Here is a 12615-nt window from a genome sequence, read left to right on the forward strand (position 1 = left end):
TATTTGTTATAATAATTATATCATCATTCATACCATGCGCCCAGCGTGCAAAGCGCCGATTTTTTTCTTTGATACCTGTATAGAGCGCACAAACGACTATTCAATCTCGTGTTCCTGTGTTCGCTCCTTATTCAGATTATCGCCCAGAAGCATATCAACATTTTGTTTGACAATATCAATTTCGGCAGACTGCTTTTTCAGCTTTTTATATTCTTCATATAACGCCGCTTTCTGCTCGTTAAGCTCCGCGTAAGAATTTTTTAATGCCGGAGCGGACGGCGGATTTTTGCCTTTCAGATTTTTCGCCGCTGTTCTGAACAGGATAATTTCGCGGCGGTATTTGTTTTCAAAATCAGATTTATTTTTCGCTGTTCGGTATTTATCATAGACAGGTTTTAATTCTGTATATGTATCGACGTTCTTCATCAGGACGGCGGTGTCGTTCATCTGCTTTTCCGTACTCTTGATTTGCGCGGAAACAGCGTCAAAATCTGTATGGATTTTCTCGGCGGTCTGTTCCAATTCCGCATAGCTTTTGATATTATGCTCGGTGAGATAATTTAATGTTTTACTTGCCTGTTTCAGATTATTGATTTTTGCCCAATGCTCATAGCCCTTACTCTCTTGTGCCTTAATACAATTCTGAATATCAATCAGCAAATTGATACGGCGGCTGTTCGTTCTTGGTTTGCGGGTACGGTTCTTTTCTATTCGTTCTCTTATGGAATCCTCTGTGTACCGTTCGCCTAACGTCTTTCCTCTTGTAAACCGTTCTTTCCCTTTGGCACGGAATGAAATATATTTACCGCGTTTTATTTCATAATCGGCAATTTCCATTCGCAAGAGAAAATCCTCAAAATCCGTTGACCGTGATATTGCTTTGTCAATATCCGCTTTTAACTGTGCTTTCCAGCTTGTACCTTTGCGGGCGGCGGAATATTCAATATAGCTCTTGCCCTTGTTTTTGTTCGGCGGTATTATGGATAAGCCGTATTCTTTGCACAGATTATCACTAATGTGGCGGGTTTGCTTGTTCCACCGTCTGTTGACGTGGCTATGCTTATAGTCAACAAAACTGACGTCATTAAAAATGATATGATTATGAATATGTCCCTTATCAATGTGCGTTGTGAGCACATATTCAAATCTACCGCCCAGCACTTCATCAGCGAGCCGCTTTCCGATTTCGTGCGCTTGTTCCGGCGTGGTTTCACCCGGCGAAAAGGATTGTATTAAATGCCGCGCTAAATGCGGCGTCGGGGAGGTGGATTTTTCTCTCGTCCATTCAAATTCCATATCTGCCGTTTCGGGTGAACAGCCGTAAGAATGTATCAGCAAGGTATCATCTGTCTTTTCGGGATTGCAGATATAGTCAACCGCTTTTTTCAGCGTAGCGTCGATAGTATGGTTCTTTGTATATGCCATATCTCTTGTAACCTTTCCCGAAGCTCGTCAATGTCCTCACGGTAGACGCTGCTTGTGGAATTAACACGCTTTGCAATCTGATTGATATTCAGTCCGATAGCGTGCAATTCCTTATTCATTTTTTTAATGTCGGTGGTATCAGTATAGATAATATATCCGTCAATCGCCATTTTCCGTAAGTACGCCCCGATTTGATTTGTCGGCACAAGCGACATTTTGTATTCAATCAGCTTCCGTTCTTCCTCTGTTACAGGGCAACGAAGCACCATTTTTCTTTTCCGATTTGCCATAGTAAAATCCTCCGTTTTTTCTGCTGGGTTTGGGATAAGTTCCCAAAATATTTTTTTAAGGTTTCTGCGGAGCAGAAGCAATTAAAAAAATCGTGAGTGTAGCCACACTCGCTTTGCTTGCTGTTCTTTGAAAATTAGTTTTTTCCCTTATATATAGGTAACAATTATACAAATAATTCTACAACTGTTTTAGTAAATTTGTTTTTTGTGAAGCTAATGAATATAAAGAAGTTAAACGTTTTGGAGCAAATGAATAAAACAAAAAATCACCGTATATGCCGGACATAAGAAGAATAATAAAAGCAACAAAAATAGGGAGGTATTGTACACTCCCTATATTATTGAAAATATTTTATTCATTACGGTTTCTCTGTTTCAATATAACAGCGTATTGCATAAGTTCTTTTCTGGAGGTAACACCCAGCTTAGAATATATATTTTTATTATGGAATTTTAGCGCGTTATTTGTAAAACCGAGTTTTTCAACAATCTCTTTTCCCGAATATCCCTCAAGATATAAATTAAAAACGTCCTTTTCCCGCGGCGTTAAGGTGATTAAATTTTGCATAAAATGGTTGACGCCGTCATCGCTCAGTTCTTTTTTCCTTTTATCAATAATACGGTCAAGCTCGGATTGAATTCTTGCGGCTTCTTGTTCCGCCAACCGCTTTTGTTCTTCAAGGCTGCTCAGTTTTTGCTCGTAATCCCTATCATTTTGTTCAAGGAAATCAAGTAAATCAACAATTTCGGGAATACGCAGATTTTGTTTGTTAATTGTTCCCTGCTTCAAACCCTCAATATCATTGATTATCGGATTGATATACCGACGGCTTAAAACAGAACAGCAAATAATCGCCGCTGCCGTTATAAGCAGAAAAATTACAAAAATCAATAGCTGCGTCTTATATTTGGAATACCTGTAATACGAATACGGGAGCATAACAGCGGAATAATGATTGCTTTCTCCCACAGAAAAATTTTGCGTTTTACCAATATACTTTTCATCGTTGATACGGAAAAGATCAAAAGGGGTATTTGGAACATATTTGAAATTCCCCTCTGCCGATATAATACTGGCAGCCGTATATTCAGAGATAATACCGCTGTAAGAATCGTCCGTCTCATCAAAGACAGTCAGCACCATATGTTCGGTGTCGCTGACGGAATTCTTGTATATGTACTTAAAATATAAAGAATTTATTTCAAAGCCGCAAACGCCTATGATCTCTTTTTTATCGTTTACAATCGGAGCACACACGAAAAATGCGTGTTCCCAAGTGCCCGGAAGCTGATACAGCGAGGTCATAACCCCTTCTTGCGCCGTTTTCATGTTTTTCTGTTCCATCATCTCGTCAATTTCGCGAAACAATCCCTTTTCCGTTTCCAGTGTCCAAGTGCTGTTAAGGGAAATTTTGTTCTCTCTGGCAACAGAAGAAATACCGTGATACATACTGATATCCGTGTTAATGGTATTTTCGGTACTGAGATTTTTGAATTTAAGATATATACCGCTGTAACTGCCTTTTTCCGGTTTTGTCGTTGTATTAAGATAATAAAACGCGCCGCTTGCCGGAGTAAGTTGCATATAAGTGTATACCGTATTATATGTATTGCTTTGAACGGCTTTTAACGCTGTGGGATTATTGCCCAAATCATCAAAACTCATTGCATTTATCTGCAATGTCTTTTTTATATCGGTTGAGAGCTTTTGTGAAAAAGACACGGCATTTGCCGACAGCTTTGCTGTGTTGTGCTTTATATATGAAAGCGATACCTCAGATTGAGCAGAAAGCAGTCTTTGAAAGGTTTTGTTTGTCGGATTAAGAATACCTGCAAAATTTAATATAATAATCACAACGGCAAGAAAGCCGCAAATCAAAGAAGCAAAATAGAAAAACAGCTTTTTCTGCATAGAAATTCCTTGCTTTTTTACGGCTGCCAAAACAGCTTTAATCTGAGATAAACGATATGTCATTGTAATCCTCTTTTCAATTACCGCATTTGCTTTTTGAGCGAGCTAAGTGATACGGTAAGTAATTCGTTCATTACCGCTTCTTTATCCTCGCCGCCGTCAATACGTTTTATATATGTTTTGTGCGCCTCGCTTAATACTGTCTTAACGCTTTGTTCAAAATTTTTCTGCACATCCGCACTGTTATCAAGCAGCGGCAGCGCAATAAAGGAATAATTGTCATACATTTTTGAAACTGCTTCATAAACAAGCCGGTACTTTGGATTTTCCACTGCGTCAAGATTTGACATCAATTCGTCAAACGCCTCTTTTGTAACAGGCAGATAGCCCATTTCCGTTGCCAAATGAAGATTGTGCTTTTTTTCTGTAAGCCATTTTACAAACAGCGCAATCGCCTTGTTTTTCTTTTTATCGTCGCTTTTCACTCCGAATATACCTGTCCCGCGCTGGATGGCCGTAGGGTTTGTGCCGTTAAGCGTGGGATAGGTATATACCTTTGTTTCAATATTTTCATCGTCGCCGTTTTCGTATGTTACATAATCCCGCATATACATAATTCCGGCGGTAGAGCCGACAGAACTTATCAGTTCGGCCGTTTTCCATTTGTCGGACGCATAGCCGCCGTCTGTAGAAAGTCCGCCATAAATCGCCGCTTTTGCAAGAGGGGTAAACGCCGCTTCAAATTCCTTGCTGTCCGTGTTAATTTTATTATTTTCTATAAAATTTCCTCCCAAAGCATGTATTTGAGTGAAGAAAAAGTGATAATAATCATTTATTTGCAGCATTGCTTTTCCGTCCGAATAGTCGTAATATTTATCGCACAGAGCAAAAATATTATTGAAATCGGAAAAATCCGTATTATCGGAAAATCTTTCAAACAGCGTTTTATTCAAGAAAAATAATTCGGTTGATTTTGCAATCGGGAACATAAGAAACTTGTCGTCAAAATATCCCTCGCTTAAAAAATCCTCAACATATCCGCTTAATTCCTTTTCGGAAAAATAATCGTTCCAATTCAAAAGCATATCCTTATCAATTTTGTTTACAATTCTCGGATAGGCTGTAAAAATATCGGGGAGATTGCCGCTGTCCGCAGCATTTACAACAGCTTCGTCAATTGCTGCAGAGTCGCTTACGGAAGTAACCTCAACAACGATACCCTTGTCTTTTCCGACGCTTTGATTAAATTCATCTATTATATCGTTCATCGGCGATTCGGTTTGAGAACCGTAAACGTGCCATATTGAAAGCGTTGTAGTTTTATCGCCCAAAGATAAATTTCGAATATTGCAGCCGGACAGCGTAAGTGTTACAGCGACAGCTATGAATAAAATAGTTGTTATTGTTTTTTTCATATCAGTTCTCCTTTCAGTTCTCCTTGTTCATAGTAATATTTTTCATATACTACCCTTTTTCCTACCCCATTTGCCTAAAAATAAGAAATATCTGTCGTTTTCCTACCCCAATTACCGTTCAAGGGTAGCGACAGATAGTTAAGTATTATTTATAATCAAATTGTAGGTTGCATCATTTCTAAATATTGTTATCTATTATAGCATATCCGGCCAAAATAGTCAAGCAGTTTGGAAACAAAGTTTTGATGATAACCGAACAGTTGGGCAGAAGACGTAAAAAAGAAAGAGGAGGACAGGACAATGAAAGGAAGAAAATTTTTAAAGGTAACAGGTATTTTAATGATTATCGGCGGCAGTATTGGAATGATCGGCGGCATCATTGCGGTAATCGGTGTAGGCGCATTGGCGGCAATACTTGAAACAAGTTCGGGCGGTTTGATGTTTGCAAGCATTTTAACGCTGATTGGCGCTGTTATCCAATTTATTGCCGGAATTATGGGCGTAAAAAACAGTGCACGACCGGAAAAGGCGCAGTCTTGCATTGTAATGGGTGTTTTGGTTGCATTGTTCAGTATAGCTGGCAATATTATAAGCACTGTTTTAGGTAACTCTTTTAGTGTAATGAACCTAATTACAGGCTTGGCGCTTCCCGTATTATACATAATCGGCGCAGTATTAAACAAAAGGGAAGCCTGATAAATATTACATTATTACCAAACAGCAGTGTCGTTTGCTGATTGATATTGAAAAGCGGACAGTCATACGCCCAACTGATATGGTAGCCTTCCGCCGCAGCTTTCAAGCTGCGGCGGAAGGCTGCTTAAAAATTTTCCGTTTTATGATAGAAGCGAATCGGCAGAAGTTTGAAGAAAGGAACTTGTTATGGATACAATACAAAGCTATAAATGTCCCTGCTGTAGTGACGCGCTTATATTCATCGGTGAAACTCTGCATTGCGAATCGTGCGGAAACGACTTTACCCTTGACGCAATACAGCAGCTCAGTGAAGCAGAGGGCGAAACGCAAAACGCGTCAAAGTATGATTGGGAGCATTATGAACCCAGAAGCTATGAGGATAACAGTGAGATTAACCTTGCAAATTATAATTGCCCATCCTGCGGTGCGGAAATTACGGGCGATGATACGTTAGGCTCAACAGTCTGCCCGTATTGCGGTCAGTCAACCATTGTGAAGGGACAGTTTGAAGGAGCACTGCGGCCTGATTACATCATTCCTTTTAAGGTGGATAAAAAGACGGCGATGGCTGCTTTTGAAGGGGATTTCAAAAATGCCCCGTTTCTTCCGGACGCATTTAAAAACAAAAAGAAGATTGAAGAAATGGCGGGCGTGTATGTGCCGTTCTGGATGTTCGACTGCGACTGCAACGCCGCAATTTCCTACAATGCAGAACGCGTGACAACGTGGAGTGATTCAAATTACAATTACACAAAGACAGATTGTTTTAAACTGTTCAGAAGCGGCAGTGTCGGCTTTGCAAATATTCCGGTAGATGGCTCGAAAAAAGCAGACGACGCATATATGGAAGCGGTTGAACCGTTCCATTATGACGATGCCGAGGAGTTTAGCGGCGCTTATCTATCGGGTTATCTTGCGGATAAGTACGACGTTACGGCAGAGGAAAGCATAGAGCGAGCAAATGAGCGTGTGAAAAATTCCACTATTTCGGTATTTTCAGATACGACAAACGGGTACACCACTGTAATTCCCGAAAACAGCAGCGTCAGCTTTTCAAACGGTAAAATAAGGTATTCCCTTCTTCCTGTTTGGATGCTCAATATTAAATATATGAACAAAATATATCAATTTGCAATTAACGGGCAGACGGGAAAGGTTGTCGGCGAATATCCAATCGATAACGGAAAAAAATGGCGTTATTTTGCAAAGGTTGCAGGTATTGCATATGCAGCGGCAACGGTCGTTGCATACATACTGCTGCATTAAGGGGGTGATCATGTGAAAAAGATTATTTTAGCGATTACTGTTATGATTATTTGTGCAGCTTCGGCATTTCCGGCATTTGCGGTGTTTGAAAACCCTCCGATTACAGACGAGGCGGCGTATCTCACAGAAAACCAACTTGATGAGCTATCCGAGCAGCTTGAAGAAATTCGCAAACAATACAATTTTGATGTAGCGATATACACAGAGAATGTAATGTCCGGCGAAGATGCGATGAACACAGCGGACGATATATTCGATTATAACGGTTACGGCGCGGGCGGCGGTGCGGACGGAATACTCTTGTATGTGTCCGCAAATCCGAGAAAGTATTGGTTTACAATACACGGCAGCGGCGAGAGCTTCTTTAATGATAACGGGCTTGCTTATCTGGAAAATAAGGTTTTGCCGTATTTAACAGAAAATGATTATCATTCAGCGTTTAAAGCCTACGCCGAATATTCCGGTGAGCTTTTGGAAATGGCGGCGCAGGGAAAACCGTTTAACAAAAAGCAGTACGATATGAAATATCTACTGTGTGTAATCGGCGGCGCTCTGCTCCTGCCTTTGCTGCTTGCATTTGCTTTCATGAAACGTAAGCTTGAAAAGATGAAAACAGCGGTGAAACAGGATTATGCCGCAAATTATATGAAACCGGGCAGCATGAACCTTGCGCTTTCAAGGGACATATTTCTTTACAGCACTGTTATCAAAACGGAGAAACCAAAATCTAATTCCAGCAGTCATACGTCCTCTTCCGGCGAAAGCCACGGCGGACGGGGCGGAAGCTATTAAAAACAATTTAAAAATCAGGAGGAATTTGCCATGAAAAAATATTTGAATTTTGCGGGTATGATAGGCGTTTTGTGCGTAGTATTTATGCTCTCGGCCTGTGGCGGAAGCGGCAGAACGGATGCAGAGTATGAGGGAAAATACATATCGGTTTCGGGCGAAGCAATCGGAATGACCTTAACCGGCGAGGACATCAGCGGTTTTGGCTTGGAACTAAAAAGCGGCGGTAAGGGAACAATGACCGTTAATGGCGAAAGCGATACCATTAAGTGGACAAATGATGATAAAAATATCACGGTAAAGATAAGCGGCACAGACATTGTGGGTGCAATCGGACAAGACACCATAACCTTTGACAATATGCTGAATATGGGAATGAAGCTGACCTTTGCAAAAGAAGGCAGCGAGGCGGCAAAACTCGAAAACACTTTGCCTGAGTCAGATAAGAGAATGCTTGGAATATGGCAGTCGCATACGGTCACAGATGTTTTGGGCGACCCGATTGAAGGATTTTCGGGTGACGAACTGAAAATGGAGTTTGCCGCAGACCATACCGCAAAGGTTACCTTTAAGGGAAAGGATTTGGGAAGTCACAAATGGTCGCTTGTGGGTGATTGGGGCAGTCTTGACGGTGATGAACTGAATATAAACTGGGATATTACCGACAACGGAATTGATGTTAATTATTCCACAGACGATGACTACTTTGTTTTCGGGTGCACAAAGCAATCATAAAATCTGAAATTATTTGAAAGGACATGAAAAAATGAAAAAGACAATTGCACTTTTATTAAGTATTGTAATGTGCATAGGCATTATTCCAATGACCTTTGCCGCAGAAATGAATTTTGAGGACGTTAAGCCGGCAGCGTGGTACTACAATGATGTTAAAATTGCAGTAGAAAGCGGTTTGGTAAACGGAAAAAGTGAAACTTCTTATGCGCCGGAGGATAATCTCACCTATGCAGAGGCAATTAAACTGGCGGCTTGTATGAACCAGTTATATCTTGAGGGCACTGTTACCCTCAAAGCAGGCAATCCGTGGTATCGTCCGTATGTTGACTATTGCGAGGATAACCATATTATTTCAAAAAATTATAATTATAACGACAACGCAACAAGAGCGGGATATATGGAAATTTTCGCAAATGCGCTTCCCGCTGAAGGACTGAAAGCAATCAACAACGTCCCCAATGACGCAATCCCTGATGTGCCTTCTTCACGGTCTTATGCAGCGGCTGTCTACAAACTCTACCGCGCAGGTATTCTTACGGGTGTAGACGAAGCGCATAACTGCGATCCGCTTGCAAACATTAAACGCAGTGAGGTTGCAGCAATTCTTACCCGTATGATGAATGAGGATAAGCGAATTTTATTCAGTATGGGAGAAGAACCAGAACCAACAAAAGAGCCAGAGCCGACAAAAGAGCCAGAACCAACAAAAGAACCGGAACCGACAAAAGAGCCAGAGCCGACAAAAGAACCGTCCGGCGGAAATACGCCGACGGAACTTACCTCCAAGCAATTTTTAATGTACGCTGAGGACGTATTGACCATTACGGGCAAGGGGACAATTCTTACCGGAAAAGTGGTAAGCGGCTCCATTAAATTGGGAGATGCGCTGCAAATTGTACATAGCGACGGGACTGTTACAAAAGCCACAGCCGCAGGAATTGAAATGTACAGAAAAAATTTGGACAGTGCCGAAAAGGGCGATAATATTGGTTTGTTGCTCAATGCGGAGATAACAAAGGATATGGCTGCAAGAGGCGACGCCGTTATTGGCGCAGACGCTGATTTTACAATCGCAAACCGACTGAAAGGCACGCTAAAACTTCTATCTTCTGAGGAGGGTGGAAGAAAAACGCCGATTGCACAGGAGGATAAAGCACAGTTTTATTATACAAGCGATGTCACAGGGCGATTTGCCGATTTAAACGGTGAAGCGGTTGCTCCCGGCGAAACAAGAGAAAATGTGTCTGTTATTTTCCCCAAATCCGCAGGCGTATGGTATGTAGGGCAAGAGCTTACCGTGCGCGACAGTGGGAGAACATTGGGTACCTTTATTGTTACGGAGGTAATCGCGGGCGTTGCATTTGAAAAAGAGGAAACCACACCACTGTCTATTGTTACACAACCCGAAGATGTAACGGCAAGAGTCGGCAAAACCGTTTCCTTTACGGTAGTAGCGGCAGGCGGAAAGGCCCCGTACAGCTATCAATGGGAAGTCAGCAACGGAAAAACATGGAACAAACTCAGTAATACCGATGAAAACACCGTTACCGACGCTGATACGGATACGGTTAAACTGCTGAGTACCAAATCAGTTATTCGACTTCGCTGCGTCATTACCGATGCGGACGGGAACAGCGTTATCTCAAACGAAGCGATATTGAGATATATCGTCAGAAATATACATGGTAGGCTGTAAGGGTAAAGGGTAAATATTTTGAGTAAATATTCATTCAATATATAGGGAGGAATGACTATGAAAAAAATAATTGGCGTTATACTGATTATAGGAGGCTTGCTCTTTGCTTCGCTTGCCGTAAAAGCTCTTGTGTCAGCACCGCAGTCCTACGAGAGAATCAGAGCTGCGGTAACAATCAAGGACGGCAGAATTCTTCCCGACAATGAAGGAAAGCTTGTGGTTGTTTCGGGAACGCTTAAAGCCGCCGAACAGCTTCAAGATCCCATAACGGGTGTTAAGCTCCCGGGGGTAACGGCGAAAAGAACGGTTTGGACTTATAAACAGGATACCGGCAGCGATGATGAAAAAGTGTGGGACTGGCATCCGGAGAATACCGACTACAGCGAAAAGGCGAATTTCGGAATCAATGCCGAGATACTTACAACGACCGTGCTCGCCGCACCTACCGTGCTCGGTGAGTTTAAGGTGGAAAGCAAGCTGCTCAATCCCATTATAAGAAACACCGAATTTACGCAATATGACGAGGAGAGCCTTAATGCGGGCTGGAAGGTGCTTTCGGGCGGAAAAGAAAGCCGCTACTGCGTTTCAAAAGAACATTGGCTGCCGAAAAAAACAACAGGTATGTACTCATCAACGGGATACGGATCTCAAAAAATATCCTACGGCATCGTTTCGCCCGACGATCCGCTCGAATATACGATTATCGGCATACAAAAGGGCGATACGATCGTAAAAGCCGAGGACATTGATTCGGTAACGACCTTTAAGGGCATTATGACTGCGGAGGAATTGACCGAGGAGAACAAAAAAGGAGTGCGCGGCGGCTCGATTTTCGGCATCGTGGCAGGAATATTGCTTGCAATAATCGGTGTTGGAATGATGGCATTCCGGAGGCAGTAAAAATGGGGACAAATAAAAAAATGTTTTCCGACGGCGGAACATATATTTCAAAAATTGCAATTGCAAGGCTTACAATAAAAAAGCACATACAAATAATCATAGGCGGATTCTTCACGGCGGTTTTTCTGTTTGGAATTATTTCGGGGGTTACAGGGTATAACGAAAATCTTCGCGATAACTTGATTACCAATGTAGTCATGATTGTTCCGTCCGCACTGCTCTTGTTAAACGGCATTAAAAATGGAAGAGTGGCGGCGCGTGCATATCGTTACAACTCAATCTTTATGTGCGATGTCGATGGCACGGTGACAATCAATGAGCTTGCAAATCAATCCGGAAAACCGCCGTTCAAGGTGATTTCCGAGCTTGAGAAGCTTTTCGAAAAAGGAGTGTTCTGTGACTGCACTCTGCAAAAGCAGGGATCGCCATGCGTTATTCTTTCGGGACGCAAGGGAAGCAAAACAGGCTTTGTCAACATTGTGTGTGAAAAATGCAACGGAACAACAAGAATCCGCGCCGGAAGCTCCGGCAAATGCGAGTATTGCGGAAATGCAATCTCAAGCCGAAATTCCGGTTGAATGTAAAATAACACATTAAAAGGAGGTATGAACAATGGGATTAGGAGGTTTTTTCAAAGATAAATTTGGGAAAAAGACCTGTGCGTTATGCGGGAATGAGTGCGGAGTGATGAGCCGCACAAAAATCAAAAACGGGGATTTTCTCTGCGATGGCTGCGGTGATAAATGTTCCAGATACATAAGGCTAAGTGAACTGACTTTAGACGAAATTAAAGGGCATATTGAATATATGAAACGACAGAACAGGCTTTTTGAAGAGGTCTACTCCAAAGAAGGAAAAAAGGAACCCTTTCCGTCTACACTTAAAGAGGCGGGCATTGAATTTTGCGATGATTTGGGAATGTTCAGAATTAAGTATAGAAGTTACACCGGCAGAGGTAAAATGAACGAGCTTTTCCGATATGACCAGGTGGCAAGCTATGAGGAATACTACGATGAATCGCCGGCAAGCGAACCGGGCAAGAATCCCGAATTTAAGGGCGGAGGTCTGAAAATCAAACTTTTGGGCGGAAATATGAACAATATAAACATGGACAACAAAAAGGGTTTGCGTCCGCATCCATACATCAAGCAGGAAATCAAGGTCTGCTTCAGCAAGAACAACAGAAGGGATGCCGAATATGCTCATAATGCAAAATGCCATTTTGATTATATTTTCGGCATTCACGACAGTTCAAAAGGATTGTTTGATTTTGGAATGAGCAAGGAAGAAAAAAGACAGCTTCAGGGAGCGGTTGGTATGGCGCAGACCTTCGGTACTGTATTTAAGGCAATTAAAAACGGAGAAGATTCTATTACGGACGAAGAAAAAGCGAAATTAGAGAAAAATATCAACGCTGTGGAGGACGCAAATACTGGCGGAATGGCGGTTTATACAAGGCGTGCAGACGAAGCAGAGGCAAAATTGTCGTAA

Annotated in this window: 12 protein-coding genes; 8 read left to right on the plus strand and 4 right to left on the minus strand. The window is 41.9% G+C overall.

The window, feature by feature from the left end; translation table 11 throughout:
- Positions 1–96: 96 nt before the first annotated feature.
- From FYJ53_RS14915 to FYJ53_RS14930, 4 genes are all read right to left on the minus strand, one after another.
- Positions 97–1425, minus strand: coding sequence for a relaxase/mobilization nuclease domain-containing protein (locus FYJ53_RS14915; protein WP_154557434.1), 1329 nt, complete (start codon positions 1423–1425; stop codon positions 97–99).
- Positions 1386–1715, minus strand: a complete 330-nt coding sequence (gene mobC, locus FYJ53_RS14920) for a plasmid mobilization relaxosome protein MobC (protein ID WP_154557435.1) — start codon at positions 1713–1715, stop codon at positions 1386–1388. The genes FYJ53_RS14915 and mobC overlap by 40 nt, the downstream gene beginning before the upstream one ends.
- A gap of 352 nt (positions 1716–2067) precedes the next feature.
- On the minus strand, positions 2068–3690 hold the full coding sequence (locus tag FYJ53_RS14925; RefSeq protein WP_154557436.1) for a response regulator transcription factor: 1623 nt from the start codon (positions 3688–3690) through the stop codon (positions 2068–2070).
- Between the two features lie 17 nt (positions 3691–3707).
- Positions 3708–5042 (minus strand): ABC transporter substrate-binding protein, encoded by a 1335-nt coding sequence (locus FYJ53_RS14930; protein WP_154557437.1) that lies wholly within the window; start codon positions 5040–5042, stop codon positions 3708–3710.
- Positions 5043–5342: 300 nt separating this feature from the next.
- Between FYJ53_RS14930 and FYJ53_RS14935 the strand changes: the two genes are divergently transcribed.
- The 8 genes from FYJ53_RS14935 to FYJ53_RS14970 all read left to right on the plus strand — a co-directional run bounded on the left by FYJ53_RS14935 (position 5343) and on the right by FYJ53_RS14970 (position 12615).
- Complete coding sequence (locus FYJ53_RS14935) at positions 5343–5738, plus strand: hypothetical protein (RefSeq protein ID WP_154557438.1); 396 nt, start codon at positions 5343–5345, stop codon at positions 5736–5738.
- 186 nt (positions 5739–5924) lie between these two features.
- Positions 5925–7004 carry a hypothetical protein gene (locus FYJ53_RS14940; RefSeq protein WP_154557439.1) on the plus strand — a complete coding sequence of 360 codons (1080 nt, stop codon included), beginning with the start codon at positions 5925–5927 and terminating at the stop codon, positions 7002–7004.
- 12 nt (positions 7005–7016) lie between these two features.
- Positions 7017–7796 (plus strand): TPM domain-containing protein, encoded by a 780-nt coding sequence (locus tag FYJ53_RS14945; RefSeq protein ID WP_154557440.1) that lies wholly within the window; start codon positions 7017–7019, stop codon positions 7794–7796.
- A gap of 30 nt (positions 7797–7826) precedes the next feature.
- Positions 7827–8528: a hypothetical protein gene (locus FYJ53_RS14950; RefSeq protein WP_154557441.1), complete on the plus strand. Its 702-nt coding sequence runs from the start codon at positions 7827–7829 to the stop codon at positions 8526–8528.
- A gap of 31 nt (positions 8529–8559) precedes the next feature.
- Entirely contained in the window at positions 8560–10224 is a 1665-nt protein-coding gene (locus tag FYJ53_RS14955) for an S-layer homology domain-containing protein (RefSeq protein ID WP_154557442.1), read from the plus strand.
- Between the two features lie 57 nt (positions 10225–10281).
- Complete coding sequence (locus FYJ53_RS14960; protein ID WP_195840257.1) at positions 10282–11124, plus strand: TMEM43 family protein; 843 nt, start codon at positions 10282–10284, stop codon at positions 11122–11124.
- 2 nt (positions 11125–11126) lie between these two features.
- Complete coding sequence (locus FYJ53_RS14965; RefSeq protein WP_154557444.1) at positions 11127–11702, plus strand: hypothetical protein; 576 nt, start codon at positions 11127–11129, stop codon at positions 11700–11702.
- A 34-nt stretch (positions 11703–11736) separates the two neighbouring features.
- Positions 11737–12615 carry a DUF4428 domain-containing protein gene (locus tag FYJ53_RS14970; protein WP_154557445.1) on the plus strand — a complete coding sequence of 293 codons (879 nt, stop codon included), beginning with the start codon at positions 11737–11739 and terminating at the stop codon, positions 12613–12615.

The sequence above is a fragment of the Eubacterium sp. BL-380-WT-2B genome (assembly GCF_009696115.1).
Classification (GTDB): domain Bacteria; phylum Bacillota; class Clostridia; order Eubacteriales; family Eubacteriaceae; genus Eubacterium; species Eubacterium callanderi.

Excerpts from the sequence above, each read along its gene's own strand:
- FYJ53_RS14960 (WP_195840257.1), top strand. The coding sequence starts at position 10,282 with ATGAAAAAAATAATTGGCGTTATACTGATTATAGGAGGCTTGCTCTTT.
- FYJ53_RS14970 (WP_154557445.1), top strand. The coding sequence starts at position 11,737 with ATGGGATTAGGAGGTTTTTTCAAAGATAAATTTGGGAAAAAGACCTGT.
- FYJ53_RS14930 (WP_154557437.1), bottom strand. The coding sequence starts at position 5,042 with ATGAAAAAAACAATAACAACTATTTTATTCATAGCTGTCGCTGTAACA.
- FYJ53_RS14965 (WP_154557444.1), top strand. The coding sequence starts at position 11,127 with ATGGGGACAAATAAAAAAATGTTTTCCGACGGCGGAACATATATTTCA.
- mobC (WP_154557435.1), bottom strand. The coding sequence starts at position 1,715 with ATGGCAAATCGGAAAAGAAAAATGGTGCTTCGTTGCCCTGTAACAGAG.
- FYJ53_RS14950 (WP_154557441.1), top strand. The coding sequence starts at position 7,827 with ATGAAAAAATATTTGAATTTTGCGGGTATGATAGGCGTTTTGTGCGTA.
- FYJ53_RS14935 (WP_154557438.1), top strand. The coding sequence starts at position 5,343 with ATGAAAGGAAGAAAATTTTTAAAGGTAACAGGTATTTTAATGATTATC.
- FYJ53_RS14955 (WP_154557442.1), top strand. The coding sequence starts at position 8,560 with ATGAAAAAGACAATTGCACTTTTATTAAGTATTGTAATGTGCATAGGC.
- FYJ53_RS14915 (WP_154557434.1), bottom strand. The coding sequence starts at position 1,425 with ATGGCATATACAAAGAACCATACTATCGACGCTACGCTGAAAAAAGCG.
- FYJ53_RS14925 (WP_154557436.1), bottom strand. The coding sequence starts at position 3,690 with ATGACATATCGTTTATCTCAGATTAAAGCTGTTTTGGCAGCCGTAAAA.
- FYJ53_RS14940 (WP_154557439.1), top strand. The coding sequence starts at position 5,925 with ATGGATACAATACAAAGCTATAAATGTCCCTGCTGTAGTGACGCGCTT.